The organism is Streptomyces sp. NPDC044064 (assembly GCF_056434245.1).
In genome coordinates, this window is record NZ_JBWKFN010000035.1 from 37,477 (window position 1) to 56,417 (window position 18,941).

Genomic DNA, 18,941 nt, shown 5'->3' on the forward strand with positions numbered 1-18,941 from the left:
GATGGCGTACGACCTGATCACCATGGGGCGGATCGGAGTGGACCTCTATCCACTGCAGACCGGTGTCCCGCTCGCCCAGGTGTCGTCCTTCGGCAAGTTCCTCGGCGGGTCGGCGACGAACGTGGCGGTGGCCGCCGCCAGGCTCGGCAGACGGACCGCCGTGATCACCCGCACGGGCGACGACCCGTTCGGCGCCTATCTGCACGAGGCCCTGCGCGGCTTCGGCGTCGACGACCGCTGGGTCACCCCGGTGCCCGGACTGCCCACGCCGGTCACCTTCTGCGAGGTCTTCCCGCCGGACGACTTCCCGCTGTACTTCTACCGGCAGCCCAAGGCGCCGGACCTGGAGATCGACGCCCACGACCTGGATCTGGACGAGATCCGCGAGGCAGGCATCTTCTGGGTCACCGGCACCGGCCTGAGCGAGGAGCCCAGCCGTACGGCGACCCTCGCGGCCCTCGCCCACCGCGCGAAGTCGGGCACGACGGTCTTCGACCTCGACTGGCGGCCGATGTTCTGGCAGGACCCGGCCTCGGCCCGCCCCTTCTACGCCGAGGCGCTGCGCCACACCACCGTGGCCGTGGGCAACCTGGACGAGGTGGAGGTCGCCACCGGAGTGCGCGAACCCCACGCCGCGGCCCGCGCGCTGCTGGACGCCGGGGTCGAGGTCGCCGTGGTCAAGCAGGGACCCAAGGGCGTCCTCGCCGTCAGCAGCAAGGGCGAGTCCGCCGAGGTCCCGCCGCTCCCCGTCAACGTCCTCAACGGACTCGGCGCGGGTGACGCCTTCGGCGGCTCCCTCTGCAACGGCCTGCTGGCAGGCCGGGACCTGGAGACGATCATGCGACACGCCAACGCGGCCGGCGCCATCGTGGCCTCCCGCCTGGAGTGCTCCTCCGCGATGCCCACCCCCGACGAGGTGGCCGCCGCGCTCGAGGCCGGAGCGGTCCTGTGAGGGCGGGCAGGGTGGCAGGCACCCACCACGAGGGCGGGGACGGCAGCCGGGCACCGCGCGTCGATGTCGCCGAGCTGGTCCACACCCGCACCCACCACCCCGAGGCGATCGCCGAGGCCGCGCTGCGCCGGGCCCGCCGCCCGCTGCTGAACGAGAACGGCCGGCTGATGATCGTGGCCGCCGACCACCCGGCCCGCGGCGCGCTCGGCGTCGGCGACCGCAAGCTCGCCATGGCCAATCGCGCCGACCTGCTGGAGCGCCTGTGCCTCGCACTGTCCCGGCCCGGCGTCGACGGCGTCCTCGCCACCGCGGACATCCTGGACGACCTGCTCCTGCTCGGCGCCCTCGATCACAAGGTCGTCATGGGTTCCATGAACCGCGGCGGCCTGCAGGGTGCCAGCTTCGAGCTGGACGACCGCTTCACCGGGCACCGGCCCGAGGACATCCAGCGCCTCGGCTTCGACGCCGGCAAGCTGCTGCTGCGCATCGACTACGACGACCCCGGCTCCCTGACCACCCTGGAGTCCACCGCCCGCGCCGTCGACGCGATGGCCGCGCTCCGGCTCCCGGTCTTCGTTGAGCCGTTCATCAGCCGGCGCGGCCCCGACGGGCGGCTCCGCAACGACCTGAGCGCCGAGGCGGTCACCAAGTCCATCGCCATCGCCTCGGGCCTCGGCGGCTCCTCGGCCTACACCTGGCTGAAGGTGCCGGTCACCGAGAACCCCGACGACATGGCCCGGGTCATGGAGGCCTCGACCCTGCCGGCCGTGCTGCTCGGCGGCGACATCGGCGACTCGCCCGAGGAGCAGGTGGCCGCGTACGAGAAGTGGCGCGGTGCGCTGCAACTGCCCACCGTGCGCGGCCTGGTGGTCGGCCGCTCGCTGCTGTACCCGGCGGACGGCGACGTGGCCGCCGCCGTGGACACCGCCGTAGGACTGCTGTGAGGGCCGCATGACCAGCACCGACCTGCACCTGTCCCGGGGTGCCACCGCGAACGCCCAGTATGCCGTCGACATCGACCCCGAGCGGGCCGGCTGGACGCACAGCAGCCTGCGCATCGTGGAGTTGTCACCGGGCGGTACACATACGTTCACCACCGGGGACAGTGAGTGGATCGTGCTTCCGCTGCACGGCGGATGTACCGTGCGAATCGCGGAAGAAGAGTTCCAACTCCTGGGCCGGGAGAGCGTGTTCGCGGGGGTCTCCGACTTCGCGTACGTGCCCCGGGACGCCCAGGTCCTGATCGCCTCCGGCGCGGGAGGCCGCTTCGCCCTGGCAGGAGCGAAGTGCGAGCGACAACTCCCCGCCCGCTACGGCCCCGCGCCGGAGGTCCCCGTCGAGGAGCGCGGCAACGGCACCTGCGCCCGCCGGGTGCGCAACTTCGCCTCCGCCGACTCCTTCGACTGCGACAAGCTGATCGCCGTCGAGGTGATCACACCGGGCGGCAACTGGTCCTCGTACCCGCCGCACAAGCACGACGAGCACCGGCCGGGCGAGGAGTCCGAGCTGGAGGAGATCTACTACTTCGAGATCGACGGCCCGGACGGCTTCGGCTATCAGCGTGTGTTCCCCTCGCGCGAGGGCGGGACCGACGTCCTCGCCGAGGTCCGCTCCGGTGACGCCGTCCTCGTCCCCGACGGCTGGCACGGCCCGTCGATCGCCCAGCCCGGGCACGACATGTACTACCTGAACGTCATGTCCGGTCCGGGTGAGACGCGCGAGTGGCGGATCTGCTTCCACCCGGACCACAGGGAGGGTTACCGATGACGACCTCGACGTCGAGGCTCACGGTCGCGCAGGCGCTCGTCCGTTTCCTCGCCGCCCAGTACACGGAACGCGACGGCCGGCGGCAGCGGCTGATCGGCGCCGTCTGGGGCATCTTCGGGCACGGCAACGTGGCCGGCCTCGGCCAGGCGCTGATCGAGTACGCCACCGTGCCCAGAGGGGGGACGTCCCCCACAGCTCCGGTCATGCCGTTCCACCAGGGCCGCAACGAGCAGTCCATGGTGCACGCGGCGGTCGGCTACGCCCGCCAGTCGAACCGCCTGTCCACTCACGCCGTGACCACCTCCATCGGCCCGGGCGCGACCAACCTGGTCACCGGTGCCGCGCTCGCCACCGTCAACCACCTCCCGGTGCTGCTGCTGCCCGGCGACGTCTTCGCCACCCGCCCCGCCGACCCGGTCCTGCAGCAGCTGGAGGTGCCGTACGCGGGCGACGTGTCGGTCAACGACACCCTGCGACCGGTGTCCAGGTACTTCGACCGGATCACCCGGCCCGAGGCCCTCATCCCGAGCGCCCTGCAGGCCATGCGGGTCCTCACCGACCCCGTGGAGACCGGCGCGGTCACCCTCGCCCTGCCGCAGGACGTGCAGGCCGAGGCGTACGACTGGCCCGAGGAGTTCTTCGCCGAGCGCGTGTGGACCGTGCGGCGCCCGGGCGCGGACCCCACCGAACTCGCCGAGGCCGTGCGGGCGGTCCGGGCCGCGCGGCGCCCGCTCGTCGTCGCGGGCGGCGGAGTCCACCACAGCCGTGCCGAGGAGACCCTCGCGGAGTTCGCGGAGGCCACCCGGATACCGGTCGCCTCCACCCAGGCCGGCAAGGGCTCGCTGCGCCACGACCACCCGCAGGACGTCGGCGGCGTCGGCCACACCGGCAGCGCCACCGCCGACGAGCTGGCCCGCACCGCGGACCTGGTGATCGGTGTGGGCACCCGCTACACGGATTTCACCACCGCTTCCGGCACCCTCTTCGAGAACCCGGACGTGCGTTTCCTCAACCTCAACATCGCGCCCTTCGACGGCCACAAGCTCGCCGGGCTGGCGCTGGTCGCGGACGCCCGCAGCGGCCTGGGCGAGCTGACCGAGGCGCTGGTGATGCACGAGCACCGGGTCGCCGACGCCTACGTCGGCGAGTACACCGAGGACAAGGAACGCTGGGAGCAGCGCGTCGACGCCTGCTTCAAGGCGGACGAGCCGGACGTCAGGCCGACCCAGCCGCAGGTCCTCGGCGCCCTGGACGCCCTGGTGGACGAGTCCGACATCATCATCAACGCGGCCGGCTCGCTCCCCGGCGATCTGCACAAGCTGTGGCGGGCGCGCTCGCGCGACCAGTACCACCTGGAGTACGGCTACTCCTGCATGGGCTACGAGATCCCGGCCGCGATCGGTGTGAAGCTGGCCGCGCCCGAGCGGCACGTGTGGGCGCTGGTCGGCGACGGGACGTACCTGATGATGCCGACGGAGATCGTGACCGCCGTGCAGGAGGGCATCGCGATCAAGATCCTGCTCGTGCAGAACCACGGGTACGCCTCGATCGGTGGCCTGTCGGAGTCCGTGGGCGGCGAGCGGTTCGGCACCGCCTACCGCTTCACCTCGGGCGACGGCACCTTCACCGGTGCCCCGCTGCCCGTGGACCTCGCCGCCAACGCGGCCAGCCTCGGCATGCGCGTACTGCGCGCGAAGACCGTACGGGACCTGCGCGCGGCGCTCGCCGAGGCGCGGGCCGCCGACACTGCCACATGTGTCTACGTGGAGACCGAAACGTCCGACACTGTGTCGGGCGCGCCTCCGGCGCAGGCCTGGTGGGATGTTCCTGTGGCCGAGACCGCGACCCGATCGTCCGCGGTCAAGGCACGTGAGCTGTACGAACGGCACGTCTCGACCCGACGCCGCCATCTGTAAAAGGAGTTTCTGGGCATGACGAAGATCGTCAACCACTGGATCGGCGGCAAGACCGTCGAAGGCGCGTCGGGTACGTACGGGCCGGTCACGGACCCGGCGACCGGCGCGGTCACCACCAAGGTCGCGTTCGCGTCGGTCGACGAGGTGGACGCGGCCGTCGCGGCGGCCAAGGACGCCTTCGCGACCTGGGGCCAGTCCTCGCTGGCCCAGCGCACGTCCATCCTCTTCAAGTTCCGGGCGCTGCTGGACGCCAACCGGGACGCCATCGCGGAGCTGATCACCGCCGAGCACGGCAAGGTGCACTCCGACGCCCTCGGCGAGGTCGCGCGCGGTCTGGAGATCGTCGACCTGGCCTGCGGCATCAACGTGCAGCTCAAGGGCGAGCTGTCCACGCAGGTCGCGAGCCGGGTCGACGTGGCCTCGATCCGCCAGCCGCTGGGTGTCGTCGCCGGCATCACGCCGTTCAACTTCCCGGCGATGGTCCCGATGTGGATGTTCCCGATCGCCATCGCGACCGGCAACACCTTCGTCCTGAAGCCGTCCGAGAAGGACCCGTCGGCCTCCCTCAAGATCGCCGAGCTGCTGTCCGAGGCCGGTCTGCCCGACGGCGTCTTCAACGTCGTCCACGGCGACAAGGTGGCCGTCGACCGCCTGCTGGAGCACCCGGACGTCAAGGCCGTCTCCTTCGTCGGCTCGACCCCGATCGCCCGCTACATCCACACCACGGCCTCCGCCAACGGCAAGCGCGTGCAGGCGCTGGGCGGCGCCAAGAACCACATGCTGGTCCTGCCGGACGCCGACCTGGACGCGGCCGCCGACGCCGCCGTGTCCGCCGCCTACGGCTCGGCGGGCGAGCGCTGCATGGCCATCTCCGCCGTCGTCGCGGTCGGCTCCATCGGCGACGAGCTGGTGGAGAAGATCCGCGAGCGCGCCGAGAAGATCAAGATCGGCCCCGGCAACGACCCGGCGTCCGAGATGGGCCCGCTCATCACCAAGGTCCACCGCGACAAGGTGGCGTCCTACGTCGAGGGCGCGGCGGCCGAGGGCGCCGAGGTCGTGCTCGACGGCACCGGCTACACGGTCGAGGGCTACGAGGACGGCCACTGGATCGGCATCTCCCTGCTCGACAAGGTGCCCACGTCCGCCAAGGCCTACCAGGACGAGATCTTCGGCCCGGTGCTGTGCGTGCTGCGCGTGGACACGTACGAGGACGGCGTGGCCCTCATCAACGCCTCGCCGTTCGGCAACGGCACCGCGATCTTCACCCGCGACGGCGGCGCCGCCCGTCGCTTCCAGCTGGAGATCGAGGCCGGCATGGTCGGCGTGAACGTCCCGATCCCGGTCCCCGTCGGCTACCACTCCTTCGGTGGCTGGAAGGACTCGCTCTTCGGCGACCACCACATCTACGGTAACGACGGCACGCACTTCTACACCCGTGGCAAGGTCGTCACCACCCGCTGGCCCGACCCGTCCGAGGCCCCCGCCGGCGTCGACCTCGGCTTCCCGCGCAACCACTGAGGGCTGTACCAGCCCCTTGTCAGGCCGTCCGGATACCGGACGGCCTGACATTTTTTTGACGCCTCGGCTGCGATTATCGTTTTGGAGGACCAAACGGATGGCGAAGGGGTAAACGGCAGATGACCTTGGAAAGCAAGGTCAGTCTCCGCTAGAGCTTAATGGATGCCCTTGTTGGGCGTTGCTGCCTGCGAAAGTGATGCCGCGTAAGTCTCGTCAGAGGTGCGGATTCCGAAGGTAAACAGCCATTGACGCAGCGGTTTTCGTCGGGGTTCTCTATGCAACGCCGGGAGCGGACGAAATGAACGTAGGACGAGCCGCCGGAGGCGATAGCGCTCCCGACCCCACCCTCAGTCGCACGAGTCGATCGGAACCGCCCGCATGACCGACACGCTCCGCCCTGTCGAGACAGCCGTCATAGACGCTTCCGGGGCCCCTGACAGCCCTCAGAAGCTCAAGCGTTCCATCGGCGTCGTCGGCGGCACCCTGCTGACGCTCTCGTGCGTCACGCCCGCCTCCACGCTCTTCGTGGTCGTCCCCGACCTCTTCGGCTCCCTCGGCACCGCCACCGCCCTGACGATCGCCATCGGCTCCCTCCTCTGTATCGCCGTGGCGTTCTGCTACTCCGAGCTGGGCACCCTCATCCCCAGCGCGGGCGGCGAGTACGCGATGGTGTCGACGATGGCCGGGCGGCTCGCGGGCTGGCTCGTCTTCGTCCTGTCCCTGCTGGTCGTGATGATCGTCCCGCCGGTGATCGCGATGGGCACGGCGGACTACCTCGCCCCGATCGTGCACCTCGATCCCTCGATGACCGGCGCCGGCGTGATGCTGCTCGCCACCCTCGCGGGCCTGCTCGACCTGCGCGCCAACGCCTGGATCACCGGCATCTTCCTGGTCCTCGAGGTCATCGCCGCCGGTGTCGTCGCCCTCCTGGGCTTCACCCACAGCCACCGCGGGGCCGGCAGCCTGGTCTCCATGCAGGTGGCCGGCGAGCACGGCCACACGGACACCGTGACGGCCATGCTGGTGGTCTCCGGGCTCGCCATCGCCCTCTTCGTCACCCAGGGCTTCTCGACCGCCGTCTACCTCTCCGAGGAGCTGGAGCACCCGCGCCGCAACGTCGCCCGCACCGTGCTCGCCACCCTCGCGATCTCCACCGTGATCATCCTGGTCCCGGTCGCCGCGATCACCATGGGCGCCTCCGACCTCAAGGAACTGACCGGCGGCGACATCAGCTCCATGGTCACCGCCTGGTCCAACTCCGCGGTCGGCACCTTCGTCAGCCTCTGTGTGGCCCTCGCGATCATCAACGCGGGCATCGTCATGGTCATCCAGAACTCCCGCGTCCTGTTCGCCTCCGCCCGCGACAAGGCCTGGCCCGAGCCGGTCAACAACGTCTTCTCCAAGCTCGGCCGCTTCGGCTCCCCCTGGGTCGCCACGCTCGCGGTCGGTGTCCCCGGCGCGCTGCTCTGCTTCGTCAACCTGGACACCCTGTACGGCGTCACGGGCGTCTCGGTGACCGGCATGTACCTGCTGGTCGCGGTCGCCGCCCTGCTCTCCCGCCGCGGCTCCCACAAGCACACGCCGGCCTGGCGGATGCCGCTGTGGCCCGCGATGCCGGTCCTGCTGATCGCGGTCCTCGGCTACATCCTGACCCAGCAGGAGGCGAGCTACCTGCTGTGGACCGGAGGCATCACCGCGGTCGCCACCCTCTACTGGGTCTTCTACCTCCGGCCGCGCCGGGAGACCCGCTGGCTGGTGTCGATCCCGGAGGACGAGCAGGCGTAACGAACCCGCCCACACCTTCCCGCGTCCTCGCCGCCCGCACCGTGCCGGGCGGCGAGGACGTCGTCGTACCACGCCTGAAGTACGCCGCGGCGGACCCGTACTCCCCAAGGAGGGCCCCGGATTCAGCCCGGCGGCCGCATCCGTTGTCGGAGGCGGACCGTACCGTTGAGGCATGGATCTTCGAAGGCCCGTGCTGCGCGGGCTGCTGAAGGGGCCGCGGCGGCTCATGGGCGCCGCGGCCGCCGTCGTGGTGCTCGCCGGCGCCGGTACGTGGACGGCCGTCGCCTCCGACGACGCGCCCCCGGTCCACCGGAGCGACCGGGTCATGACCATGGCCGACGGGACGCGCATCGACACCTCGTACTTCACGGACGCCGCCGCCGGCCGCCGCCCCGCCGTCCTGCTCGGCCACGGCTTCGGCGGCAGCAAGGACGACGTACGGCAGCAGGCCGAGGACCTCGCCCGCGACGGGTACGCGGTACTGACCTGGTCCGCGCGCGGCTTCGGCCACTCCACCGGGAAGATCGGGCTGAACGACCCGAAGCACGAGGTCACCGACGTCTCCCGGCTCATCGACTGGCTGGCGAAGCAGCCCCAGGTCCGCCTCGACAAGCCGGGCGACCCGCGCGTGGGCGTGGCGGGCGGCTCCTACGGCGGCGCGATCTCCCTGCTTGCCGCCGGACACGACCACCGCGTCGACGCCATCGCCCCGGCCATCACCTACTGGAACCTGGCCGACGCCCTGTTCCCGAACGGCGTGTTCAAGAAGCTGTGGGCCGGCATCTTCTTCAACACCGGTGGCGGCTGCGCCAGGTTCGAGCCGGAGCTGTGCCGGATGTACGACCGGGTCGCCGAGTCCGGCACCCCGGACGCGGCCGCCCGCGAACTGCTGGAGCAGCGCTCGCCGTCCGCGGTCGCCGACCGCATCAAGGTGCCCACCCTGCTGGTGCAGGGCCAGACCGACTCCCTGTTCACCCTCGCCCAGTCCGACGCCGCCGCGCAGGCCATCAGGGCCAACGGCGCGCCGGTCGACGTCGACTGGATCGCCGGCGGACACGACGGCGGCGACCTGGAGAGCGGCCGGGTGCAGGGGCGGGTCCGGGCCTGGTTCGACCACTACCTCAAGGGCGTCAGGTCCGCCGGCACCGGCCCGGCGTTCCGGATCACCCGCACGGGAGGCGTCGACTCCACCGACGGCGCCGCCCGGCTGCGCGGCGCGAGCGCCACGACCTATCCCGGCCTGCACGACCACCGACGGACCATCGCCCTGACCGGCCGGGAGCAGCGCTTCGCGAACCCGGCCGGCGCCAGCCCGCCCGGCGTCTCCGCCCTGCCCGGCCTCGGCGGCACCGGCGGCCTCGCCCAGCTCTCCGCGCTCGGCGTCGGCGTCTCCCTCGACTTCCCCGGCCAGTACGCGAAGTTCGACTCGGCACCCGTGACCACCGACCTCAGGATCACCGGCGCGCCGACCGTGACGGCCCACGTCACCTCCACCCGCGAGGACGCCGTCCTGTTCGGCAAGGTCTACGACGTCGGCCCCGACGGCACCCGGCAGGTGCTGCCCGCCCAGCTCGTCGCCCCCCTCCGGGTCACCGGCGCCCGCACCGGCAAGGACGTCACGATCACCCTCCCGGCGATCGACCACGAGGTCCAGAAGGGCCACCGGCTGCGCCTGGTCCTCGCCTCCACCGACCTCGGCTACGCCTCACCGGCCGCCCCGGCCACGTACACCGTCTCCCTCCGGGGAGGCCTGAGCGTGCCGACGGCCCCCGCCGTCACCACCGCGGCGGCTCCCCTGCCCGCCTGGGTGTGGTGGCTGCCCCTGGCCGGAGCCGCGGGCGCGCTCGCCCTGCTGTTCACCGGCCGTCGCCGTACGACCGCCCCCGCGCCCGACCCGGCACTCGCCGAAGTCCCGCTGCAGATAACCGGCCTGAGCAAGCGCTACGCCAGGTCCACCGACCTCCCCCAAGCTCTCGGCTTCGCTCGAGCAGGGGGGACCCCCACCGCCGTGCGCGAGCTGTCCTTCCGTGTGGACAAGGGCCAGGTCCTCGGCCTGCTCGGGCCCAACGGCGCAGGCAAGACGACCACCCTGCGGATGCTCATGGGCCTGATCAAACCGGACGGCGGTGAGATCCGTGTCTTCGGCCACGCCATCCGGCCCGGCGCGCCGGTGCTGTCACGGGTCGGCGCCTTCGTGGAGGGCGCGGGCTTCCTGCCGCACCTGTCCGGCCGGGAGAACCTGGAGCTGTACTGGCGGGCCACCGGCCGCCCGCCCGAGGACGCGCACCTGGACGAGGCCCTGGAGATCGCCGGCCTCGGCGACGCCCTGGCCCGCGCGGTGCGCACCTACTCCCAGGGCATGCGCCAGCGCCTCGCCATCGCCCAGGCCATGCTCGGCCTGCCCGACCTGCTCATCCTGGACGAGCCCACCAACGGACTCGACCCGCCGCAGATCCGCGAGATGCGCGAGGTGATGATCCGCTACGCGGCCGCCGGCCGCACGGTGATCGTCTCCAGCCATCTCCTCGCCGAGGTCGAGCAGTCCTGCACCCACCTGGTGGTGATGGACCGCGGCCGGCTCGTCCAGGCGGGCCCGGTGGGCGAGATCGTGGGCTCCGGCGACACCCTGCTGGTCGGCACGGGCACACCCGTCGACGAGCCGGTCGTGGAGAAGGTGGCCGCGCTGCCCGGCGTCGCCTCCGCCGTGCGCACCGAGGACGGGCTGCTGGTCCGCCTCGAACCCGGCGGCACGGCCGAGCGGCTGGTCGTGGAGCTGGTGCGCCTGGAGGTGCCCGTCGCCTCGGTCGGCCCCCACCGGCGCCTGGAAGACGCCTTCCTCACCCTGATCGGAGGTTCCGCATGAGCACGCTCGCCGAGCGCACCGAGACGGCCTCCGGCTACCGCGCGGGCCGCACCCTGCCCCTGCGCGTCGAGCTGGTCCGCCAGCTCAAGCGGCGCCGCACGCTGGTCATGGGCGCGATCCTGGCCGTCCTGCCGTTCGTGCTGCTCATCGCCTTCGCGATCGGCGGCGACCCGGCAGGGCGCAACGGCCAGGTCACCCTGATGGACACGGCCACCGCGTCCGGCGCCAACTTCGCCGCGGTCAACCTGTTCGTCTCGGCGGGCTTCCTGCTGGTGATCCCGGTCGCCCTGTTCTGCGGTGACACGGTGGCCTCCGAGGCAGGCTGGTCCTCGCTGCGCTATCTGCTGGCCGCACCCGTGCCCCGGGCCCGGCTGCTGTGGTCCAAGCTCGTCGTGGGGCTCGGACTGAGCCTCGCCGCGATGGTGCTGCTGCCGGTCGTGGCCCTCGCGGTCGGCACGGCCGCCTACGGCTGGGGCCCGCTGCAGATCCCCACCGGCGGCGCGCTGGACTCCGGTACGGCGGCGCAGCGGCTGGCGGTGGTCGTGGCGTACATCTTCGTGTCCCAACTGGTCACCGCGGGACTGGCGTTCTGGCTGTCGACCAGGACGGACGCCCCGCTCGGCGCGGTCGGTGGCGCGGTCGGCCTGACCATCGTCGGCAACGTCCTGGACGCGGTCACCGCCCTCGGCCACTGGCGCGACTTCCTGCCCGCGCACTGGCAGTTCGCCTGGGCCGACGCCGTACAACCGCACCCCGAGTGGTCCGGCATGATCCAGGGCACCGCGATTTCCATAACGTACGCCCTGGTGCTGTTCGCCCTGGCCTTCCGGGGTTTCGCCCGCAAGGACGTGGTGTCCTAGGTCACCGGCGGATCACCCGCCGGTCTCGACGGGCCCCCGCCGTGGCCGGTTCGAGACGCATCCGCAACACCCTGGGGCGCACGTTCCGGCACCCCGCGCCGTCACAGTCGGCAGAGGTCGCACAAGCCGACGTCAACCGACGCAGGGGGAACGCGAGATGGAGCGGAACCGGACACAGCGATCACGGCGGATACGCGGCACGCTGCTCGCCCTCACGGCGGCGGGCAGCCTGCTGCTGACGGCCTGCTCGGCGGGCGGCTCCGAGAGCCACACCAGCAACGCCGACAAACACGGCCTGCCCGCCCCCGCCCCCGGCAGGAACGACCGGGGCGACGGCCAGGGCTTCGAGACGGCCCCCTCCGACGACCACCTCTCCACCTTCGCCCTCGACGTCGACACCGCCTCCTACACCTACGCCCGCCGCACCCTCGCCGACGGCCGCACCCCCGACCCGTCGACGATCCGCCCCGAGGAGTTCGTCAACAGCTTTCGCCAGGACTACCGCCGCCCCGACGGCAACGGCTTCTCCGTCACCGTCGACGGCGCCCGCACCGCCAGGCCGGACTGGTCCCTGGTCCGTGTCGGCCTCGCCACCCGGGCCGCCGAACCGGCGGGCGAGCGCCCGCCGGCCGCGCTCACCTTCGTCGTCGACGTCTCCGGCTCCATGGACGAACCCGGGCGCCTCGACCTCGCCCGGCAGTCCCTGGGCACCATGACCGACCGGCTGCGCGACGACGACTCGGTGGCCGTCGTCACCTTCAGCGAACACGCCGAGACCGTCCTGCCGATGACCCGGCTCGGCGGCCACCGCGGCGAGGTCCACGACGCCGTCGACGGCCTCCGGGCCCAGTCCTCCACCAACCTCGGCGCGGGCGTCGAGACCGGCTACGCCACCGCCGTCGCGGGCCTGCGCAAAGGCGCCACCAACCGGGTCGTCCTCGTCTCCGACGCCCTCGCCAACGAGGGCGAGACCAGCCCCGACGCGATCCTGCGCCGCATCGACTCCGCCCGCCGCGAGCACGGCATCACCCTCTTCGGCGTCGGCGTCGGCAGCAACTACGGCGACGCCCTCATGGAACGCCTCGCCGACAAGGGCGACGGCCACACCGCCTATGTCTCCGACACCGACCAGGCCCGCAAGGTCTTCTGCGAGCAACTCCCGCAGAACATAGAGCTGACCGCCCGCGACGCCAAGGCCCAGGTCGCCTTCGACCCGCACACCGTCGCCGAGTTCCGCCTCGTCGGCTACGACGACCGCAAGGTCGCCGACGACGACTTCCGCGACGACCGCGTGGACGGCGGCGAGGTCGGCCCCGGCCACACCGTGACCGCCCTGTACGCGGTGCGCACCACCCCGGGTGCCGACGGCCACCTCGCCACCGCCACCGTCCGCTGGCTCGACCCCACCACCCGGGCCCCGCACGAGGAGACGGGCGCCCTGGAGACCGGCGCCCTCAAGGACTCCGTCTGGGAGGCGAGCCCCCGCTTCCAGGTCACCGCGGTCGCCGCCTACTTCGCCGACGCGCTGCGCGCCGGCGGCACCGACCACGGCCCCGCCCTCCCCGCCGCCCCCGGCCTCACCCGCCTCGCCGCCCGGGCGGCCACGCTGGCCGACGTCACCGAGGACCAGGACGTCCAGGACCTCGCCGACGCGATCCGGGAGGCACACGACACGGACACCGGGGACTGAGACCCCGCATGTCCCATTGGCCACTCCTTACTTCGGAGTAAGTTGACGTCCCGGCAGGCACGCTCGAGCCACCACCGGGAGCCTTCATGGGCGTACGCAGGGATCCGAAGCGGGCACGGCGGCGCACCGACCTGACGGCCCGCGGCTCGGTCGAGATCATCAGGTACGCGACGGGCGCCGTGCGCGAGGTACGGGCGGCGGCCCTGATCACCCTCGACGCCGAGGCGGTCGCCCACTGGCTGGCGGTGCGCAGGCTGCCCCCGGACACCCCGCTGACCGGGCTGGTCCGTGACGAGCGGCTGCGGGCCGAGGTGCAGAAGGCGGTCGACTACGCCAACGAGGCCGTTTCTCGCGCCGAGTCGATCCGTGCCTTCGCGCTCGTGGAGGGGGAGTTCACCGAGGACAACGGGCTGCTGACCCCGTCCCTGAAGGTGAAGCGGCACGCCGTGACGGCGGTCTACGCCGAGCGGATCGAGGAGCTGTACCGGAGGTAGCGCACGCGAACGGCGGGCCACCGGAGGAACCGGTGACCCGCCGTTCGGGGAGTTTGCTCAGCTGTTGGAGTTGCCGTTCGCCGACAGCGCCGAGATGTCGTCCAGGATGTGCGAGGCCGGCTCGTCACCCTTGGCCTGGGTCGAGTTCTCCGCACACTGCTGGTTCTGCGGCGCCGACAGGACCGGGATGTCCTGGACGCCGACGTTCGCGATGAGCGCGGCCACCGACTGGACGTTGACCTTCGCGGGCAGGCCGACGCAGGGCTTGTTCACCGAGCTCTGGACCAGCGACAGCTGGGGGCTCTGGTCGCCGAGGGTGCCGGAGTTGCCGAACGAGGACTGAGCTTCGTTGCCGCTCAGGGCCGTGGTGCCGTGGTCGTTGCCGGTGGCAAGGGCCTGCGGGGCGGCCGCACCCGCGAGGCCGGCGACGGAGGCGGCGACGGCCGCGGTTGCCCACAGCTTCTTCATGTTCGTTCCCTTTCGAAAGGCGGACTCCGGGGAGGAGCTGCGTGATCGTCAACGGCCCGGGACGCGCCGGAGTTGCGGGCTTTGCCTCGATTGGAGCAGCGCAGTCCGATGAGGTGACAGACGCCCTGCCTTTGGTGCGTCCGGGTGGGCCGGAACAGGCCGACGGACCGCCGAGAAGTCGGCGGCCCGTCGGGGAGGGCCCGTGCAGGGCCGGAGCGATCTCCGGATCAGTGGTTGCTGGTGCCGTTGGCGGACAGCGCGGAGATGTCGTCCAGGATGTGCGAGAGCGGCTCGTCACCCTTGGCCTGGGTGGAGTTCTCGACACACTGCTGGTTCTGCGGCGCGGACAGGACCGGGATGTCCTGGACGCCGACGTTGACCAGCGCCAGGATGGACTGGGCGTTGACCTTGGCCGGCAGTCCGATGCAGGGCTTGTTGAACGAGCCCTGGATGAGCGCCAGCTGGGGGCTCAGGTCCCCGCTCGTGCTGGAGTTGCCGAACGACTGAACGGCGTCGTTGCCGCTCAGGGCAGTAGTGCCCGTGTCGTTGCCGGTGGCGAGGGCCGGCGACGCGGCGGTGGCGGAGAAGCCGACGACGGAGGCGGCGACCGCGGCGGAGGCCAGAACCTTCTTGATCACTTGCAATTCCCTTCTGGAGAAACCCCGTCCATCGGAGCGTCCTGGTCAACTGCCCATCAGTCGATGGGTTGCTGTCCTTCACTCTGATGGCCTACACGGGGGCGGTGGCGCATGCGCAAGGGGCGAACTGTGGGGGAATTCCACCGAATCCACGCAGCTGAACGATCCGATCGGGTGATGCCCCGCAACCAATCGGTTCGGGCGGGGTTGATGCGGGGCAGGAACGTGCGTCTTGGCGAGCAGTGAGGAAAGGAAAGCGAAATGCTGAAGAAGGCAATGGCCGCGGCCGCGGTCGCCGCGTCCGTGGTCGGCATGTCGGCGGCGGTGGCCCCCCAGGCGCTTGCCATCGGCAACGACACGGGCACCACGGCCCTGAGCGGCAACGACGCCCAGGAGGCGTTCGGCAACTCCACCACGGGCGGCAGCATGAGCCCGCAGGCCACGCTGGTCCAGAGCTCGCTCAACAAGCTGTGCGTCGGCCTGCCGGCCAAGGTCAACGCCCAGTCCATCCTCGCTGCCGTCAACGTCGGGGCGCAGGACATCCCGGTGCTGTCCGCGCCGCAGAACCAGCAGTGCGCGGAGAACTCGTCGCAGGCCAAGGACGACGAGCCGCTGTCGCACGTCGTGGACGACGTCTCCGTCCTGGCGGGCAACGGCATCAACAACGGCTGATCCGGTCCGGCCCGAAGGCCGCTCGGGTTGCGTGCGGGATTTCCCGCCGCTGCCCGGGCGGCTTTCGCCGTCTTTCGCGGCCTTTTTCGAAGAAGCGTTTCTCCATGCATGCGCCAACGTGTCAATTCTCTGGGGGCGTTCGAGTGAATTCCAGGGCGACTCGCGTTCCGCAGTTTCTTCTGCTGTCTATCCCTCGTTTTACAACCTGCCGGTCATGGTGCGAGCCGTTCCAGCTGTGCTCGCTCGGTCTTCGGCCGTCATAGGGGCATGACCGCAGAGAAGGGAAAGTCCATGAAGAAGAGCGCTGCCGTCGTTGCCGGCGCCATCCTGGCCCTGGCCGGGGCGGTTCCCGCGTTCGCCGACGCCGGTGCCACCGGTGCCGCGTCCAACAACCCCGGTGTCCTCTCCGGGAACGTGATCGAGGTCCCGGTCCACGTGCCGGTCAACGCCTGTGGGGACACGGTCGACGTCATCGGCCTGCTGAACCCGGCGTTCGGCAACCCCTGCGCCAACGACTGACGCACGTAACTCAACACATCAGCCCACCGGCTGTGTCCTGGCCGGCCTCGGACCGTCGATCCTTCGATCTCTTCGTCCCGAGGCCGGCCTTCCCACTTCTTCGAGCAGGAAGACAACGAGATTGCGACAGACCCTCAGCAAGGGCGTGGTCGTGGCAGCAGCCGCGACCGGCATGCTGTCCTTGTGCGGCAGTTATGCGCTCGCCGACTCGGGCGCGCAGGGCGCCGCCCAGGGCTCGCCCGGCGTGCTGTCCGGCAACACTGTCCAGGCCCCGGTGGACGTCCCGATCAATGTCTGCGGCAACTCCGTGGACGCGGCCGCCGCGCTGAACCCGGCGTTCGGCAACTCCTGTGCCAACACCAACGGTTCGACGAGCGACGACAGCACCGGGGCCCAGTCCTCGCGTAACGGCGGTGAGCACTCGACTCCGTCCACGCAGGACGGCGGCAGCCGCACGACCCCGTCCACGCAGGGTGGTGACAGCCACGCCACTCCGCCTCGCCATGCCGACGAGGACCACAGGACTCCACCGCGCCACACCGGCGAGGACCACAGGACTCCGTCTCCGCACGGCAACGGGGGCCACAAGTCTCCGCCTCCGTACAGCGGCGGTGAGCACTCGACTCCGCCTCCCTACGGCGGTGGCGGTCACCCGACTCCGACTCCGACTCCGACTTCGCCTCCGTACGGTGGCGGTGAGCACTCGACTCCGCCTCCGTACGGCGGTGAGCACTCGACTCCGCCCCCGTACGGCGGTAGCGATCACTCGACCCCGCCTCCGTACGGCGGTAGCGATCACTCGACCCCGCCGCCCTACGGCGGCGGCAATCACACGCCCCCGCCCTACGGCGGCGGCAATCACACGCCCCCGCCCTACGGCGGCGGCAATCACACGCCCCCGCCCTACGGCGGTGGCGATCACACACCTCCGCCCTACGGCGGCGGCGACCACACGCCCCCGTCCTACGGCGGTGGCGACCACCACCCGGGGCAGCCGCCCAGCCTGGCGCACACCGGTGGTGACGCACGGGCCATGCTGGCGACTTCGGCCGCCAGTGCCGCGCTGATCGCGGCCGGGACGGTTCTGTACCGACGCAGCCGGACGGCCTCCGGGCGGTAGCGCGCAGGGTGCCGGACCCCAGTGCCCGGCACCCCGCGTCCCTGCCACACGCAGGCGCCCTCCGCAGTGGCGCCGTACCGCATCCTTCAGTGCCGCACGCTCTCCGGCACCTCGCCACGCCGTGCGGCCGGGATCCGCCAGCCCGCCGGCCCCGCGCGCAGCCGGCGCCGTACCCCGCGCACCAGCGTGCCCGCCGTGAAGGTCGCGCCGTGCACGAAGCGCATCGCCGGGCCGAAGCCCGACGCCGTGACCAGACCGGCCAGGAACAGGCCGGGGTACGACGACTCGAAGTCCGTCCCCACCTCCGGGGCGCCGTCGGCCGACGTCGCCAGCAGCGCGCGCAGCTCGGGGGAGAGCAGCCGCAGCCGGTCGCGGCAGGCCCGGAACCCGGTCGCCGCGATGACGTGCCCGGTCTCCAGCGACCGCGTCCCGCCCTGCCGGGCCACCGTCTCCAGGCGCAGCCCGCCCGGCACTTCACGCGCCGCCGCCACTTCCTGGCCGAGCAGGACCTCCACCCGGCTCTCCACCCGCTCCCGCACCCACCAGGCCCCGGCCGGGCCGAGCGCGCGGTCCGCGATCCGGGTCCGGGTCCGCTCCGGGAGCCGCCGGTACAGGGCCGGCCGCTCGGCGTAGAACCAGTTCCGCCAGCCGGGGCCGAGGCCGCTGTGCGGGGCGCGGGCGGTACGCCACCAGGGGCGTTCCCAGGGCGGCGGCACGTCGTTCCAGCGCAGCCGGTCCGCTCGGGCCAGCACCCTTACCCGGGTGCCCTGTTCGGCCAGCAGCGCGGCCGTCTCCAGGGCCGCCTGCCCGCCGCCGATCACGGTGACGTCCCCGTCGCGGAAGCGGTCGAGGCCGGCGTGGTGGCTGCTGTGGGAGACCAGCTCCGGCGGGAGGCCGCGCAGCGCCGCCGGGATCTCGGTGAACGGCAGCACGCCGACGGCCGGCGCGACGGTCCGCGCGGCCAGCCTCTCGCCGTCCTCGGTGACCACCTCGAAGCCGCCGTTGAGCGGAGCCACGCGGGCCACGGTCCGCTCGTCGAGCTCGGGCACGGCGTTGCGCGCGAACCACATCCCGTACTCGGCGAACACGTCCAGCGGGATCGGCTCGGCGTGACGGGCCGTCATGCCGCGAAACGCGCAGAACACGTCGAGACGCCAACGGCCTTCGGGATCGGAGAGGTTGGACGCCCATGGCTCCGACTTCAGGTACATCCCACGGGGCATGTGGTCACGCCAGGACGCCATGGGCCGCCCGAAGACCCGCACGTTCAGCCCGGCCGCCGCGGCGTGCGAGGCGATCGACAGACCGTACGGGCCCGATCCCACCACCAGCAGGTCGTACATCAGCAACTGCTCGCTTTCATGTCGTCGGGGAAGCCGTCGGGGAAGCCGTCGGTGGGGTCGTCGGTGCGGTCCCGGGCGGCCGGCGCGTGCCAGGCCGGCTCCCGCTCCCCTGGTGCCGGGCGCGGCCCGCGTGCAGCGGTGCGCAGTTCTCCACCACGAACTCGCGGCCGGGCAAGGGCCTCCCGTCCGGCAGCGGACGGTAGGTCAGGTCCAGGTCCAGGTCCAGGTGCAGGTGCAGGGCGCGGGCTCTTTCCTTTCGGTTCGTTCGCCCGCGCGGGGGTCCGGGCCACCTGGAAGCCGTAGCCGCGCTGGCGGAAGTCGTATCGGTATGACTGG

Annotated in this window: 15 protein-coding genes and 1 pseudogene; 13 read left to right on the plus strand and 3 right to left on the minus strand. The window is 71.8% G+C overall.

What is annotated here, in order from left to right:
- Nucleotide 1 precedes the first annotated feature (1 nt).
- From iolC to AC07DS_RS38955, 10 genes and pseudogenes are all read left to right on the plus strand, one after another.
- The gene (gene iolC / locus AC07DS_RS38910; RefSeq protein WP_479153283.1) at nucleotides 2-952 is read left to right on the plus strand and encodes a 5-dehydro-2-deoxygluconokinase; all 951 of its coding nucleotides are present in this window, start codon (nucleotides 2-4) and stop codon (nucleotides 950-952) included.
- A gap of 74 nt (nucleotides 953-1,026) precedes the next feature.
- Complete coding sequence (locus tag AC07DS_RS38915) at nucleotides 1,027-1,896, plus strand: Cgl0159 family (beta/alpha)8-fold protein (protein ID WP_443080899.1); 870 nt, start codon at nucleotides 1,027-1,029, stop codon at nucleotides 1,894-1,896.
- Between the two features lie 7 nt (nucleotides 1,897-1,903).
- A complete protein-coding gene (gene iolB, locus AC07DS_RS38920; protein ID WP_479153285.1) occupies nucleotides 1,904-2,719 on the plus strand; it encodes a 5-deoxy-glucuronate isomerase in 816 nt (271 codons plus the stop codon).
- Nucleotides 2,716-4,635, plus strand: a complete 1,920-nt coding sequence (iolD, locus tag AC07DS_RS38925; protein ID WP_479153287.1) for a 3D-(3,5/4)-trihydroxycyclohexane-1,2-dione acylhydrolase (decyclizing) — start codon at nucleotides 2,716-2,718, stop codon at nucleotides 4,633-4,635. Before iolB ends, iolD begins: the two co-directional genes overlap by 4 nt.
- 15 nt (nucleotides 4,636-4,650) lie before the next feature.
- The gene (gene mmsA, locus AC07DS_RS38930) at nucleotides 4,651-6,153 is read left to right on the plus strand and encodes a CoA-acylating methylmalonate-semialdehyde dehydrogenase (protein ID WP_479153288.1); all 1,503 of its coding nucleotides are present in this window, start codon (nucleotides 4,651-4,653) and stop codon (nucleotides 6,151-6,153) included.
- Nucleotides 6,154-6,531: 378 nt separating this feature from the next.
- Complete coding sequence (locus AC07DS_RS38935) at nucleotides 6,532-7,938, plus strand: APC family permease (protein ID WP_479153290.1); 1,407 nt, start codon at nucleotides 6,532-6,534, stop codon at nucleotides 7,936-7,938.
- Nucleotides 7,939-8,110: 172 nt separating this feature from the next.
- Nucleotides 8,111-10,801: a CocE/NonD family hydrolase gene (locus AC07DS_RS38940; protein ID WP_479153291.1), complete on the plus strand. Its 2,691-nt coding sequence runs from the start codon at nucleotides 8,111-8,113 to the stop codon at nucleotides 10,799-10,801.
- Nucleotides 10,798-11,661, plus strand: coding sequence for an ABC transporter permease (locus AC07DS_RS38945; RefSeq protein WP_479153293.1), 864 nt, complete (start codon nucleotides 10,798-10,800; stop codon nucleotides 11,659-11,661). Before AC07DS_RS38940 ends, AC07DS_RS38945 begins: the two co-directional genes overlap by 4 nt.
- Nucleotides 11,662-11,818: 157 nt before the next feature.
- On the plus strand, nucleotides 11,819-13,351 hold the full coding sequence (locus AC07DS_RS38950; protein WP_479153295.1) for a vWA domain-containing protein: 1,533 nt from the start codon (nucleotides 11,819-11,821) through the stop codon (nucleotides 13,349-13,351).
- 197 nt (nucleotides 13,352-13,548) lie between these two features.
- Nucleotides 13,549-13,845 (plus strand): annotated as a pseudogene (locus tag AC07DS_RS38955) (long-chain fatty acid--CoA ligase); the annotation flags it as partial.
- Nucleotides 13,846-13,902: 57 nt separating this feature from the next.
- Here AC07DS_RS38955 and AC07DS_RS38960 read toward each other — a convergent pair.
- Together AC07DS_RS38960 and AC07DS_RS38965 are read right to left on the minus strand one after the other, a co-directional pair.
- Nucleotides 13,903-14,313: a rodlin gene (locus AC07DS_RS38960; protein ID WP_468808900.1), complete on the minus strand. Its 411-nt coding sequence runs from the start codon at nucleotides 14,311-14,313 to the stop codon at nucleotides 13,903-13,905.
- A 227-nt stretch (nucleotides 14,314-14,540) separates the two neighbouring features.
- Nucleotides 14,541-14,951 carry a rodlin gene (locus AC07DS_RS38965; RefSeq protein WP_479153296.1) on the minus strand — a complete coding sequence of 137 codons (411 nt, stop codon included), beginning with the start codon at nucleotides 14,949-14,951 and terminating at the stop codon, nucleotides 14,541-14,543.
- Nucleotides 14,952-15,212: 261 nt separating this feature from the next.
- Between AC07DS_RS38965 and AC07DS_RS38970 the strand changes: the two genes are divergently transcribed.
- From AC07DS_RS38970 to AC07DS_RS38980, 3 genes are all read left to right on the plus strand, one after another.
- The gene (locus tag AC07DS_RS38970) at nucleotides 15,213-15,623 is read left to right on the plus strand and encodes a rodlin (protein ID WP_479153298.1); all 411 of its coding nucleotides are present in this window, start codon (nucleotides 15,213-15,215) and stop codon (nucleotides 15,621-15,623) included.
- A 267-nt stretch (nucleotides 15,624-15,890) separates the two neighbouring features.
- A complete protein-coding gene (locus AC07DS_RS38975) occupies nucleotides 15,891-16,142 on the plus strand; it encodes a chaplin (protein WP_479153299.1) in 252 nt (83 codons plus the stop codon).
- A 121-nt stretch (nucleotides 16,143-16,263) separates the two neighbouring features.
- Nucleotides 16,264-17,262: a chaplin gene (locus tag AC07DS_RS38980; RefSeq protein ID WP_479153300.1), complete on the plus strand. Its 999-nt coding sequence runs from the start codon at nucleotides 16,264-16,266 to the stop codon at nucleotides 17,260-17,262.
- An 86-nt stretch (nucleotides 17,263-17,348) separates the two neighbouring features.
- Here the strand turns inward: AC07DS_RS38980 and AC07DS_RS38985 are convergent, their stop codons facing one another.
- Nucleotides 17,349-18,605 carry an FAD-dependent oxidoreductase gene (locus AC07DS_RS38985; protein WP_479153302.1) on the minus strand — a complete coding sequence of 419 codons (1,257 nt, stop codon included), beginning with the start codon at nucleotides 18,603-18,605 and terminating at the stop codon, nucleotides 17,349-17,351.
- Between the last annotated feature and the right edge of the window lie 336 nt (nucleotides 18,606-18,941).

Coding starts and splice junctions, on each gene's coding strand:
- AC07DS_RS38935 (WP_479153290.1), top strand. CDS start 6,532: ATGACCGACACGCTCCGCCCTGTCGAGACAGCCGTCATAGACGCTTCC.
- iolD (WP_479153287.1), top strand. CDS start 2,716: ATGACGACCTCGACGTCGAGGCTCACGGTCGCGCAGGCGCTCGTCCGT.
- AC07DS_RS38970 (WP_479153298.1), top strand. CDS start 15,213: ATGCTGAAGAAGGCAATGGCCGCGGCCGCGGTCGCCGCGTCCGTGGTC.
- AC07DS_RS38945 (WP_479153293.1), top strand. CDS start 10,798: ATGAGCACGCTCGCCGAGCGCACCGAGACGGCCTCCGGCTACCGCGCG.
- iolC (WP_479153283.1), top strand. CDS start 2: ATGGCGTACGACCTGATCACCATGGGGCGGATCGGAGTGGACCTCTAT.
- AC07DS_RS38975 (WP_479153299.1), top strand. CDS start 15,891: ATGACCGCAGAGAAGGGAAAGTCCATGAAGAAGAGCGCTGCCGTCGTT.
- mmsA (WP_479153288.1), top strand. CDS start 4,651: ATGACGAAGATCGTCAACCACTGGATCGGCGGCAAGACCGTCGAAGGC.
- AC07DS_RS38950 (WP_479153295.1), top strand. CDS start 11,819: ATGGAGCGGAACCGGACACAGCGATCACGGCGGATACGCGGCACGCTG.
- AC07DS_RS38960 (WP_468808900.1), bottom strand. CDS start 14,313: ATGAAGAAGCTGTGGGCAACCGCGGCCGTCGCCGCCTCCGTCGCCGGC.
- AC07DS_RS38985 (WP_479153302.1), bottom strand. CDS start 18,605: ATGTACGACCTGCTGGTGGTGGGATCGGGCCCGTACGGTCTGTCGATC.
- AC07DS_RS38940 (WP_479153291.1), top strand. CDS start 8,111: ATGGATCTTCGAAGGCCCGTGCTGCGCGGGCTGCTGAAGGGGCCGCGG.
- iolB (WP_479153285.1), top strand. CDS start 1,904: ATGACCAGCACCGACCTGCACCTGTCCCGGGGTGCCACCGCGAACGCC.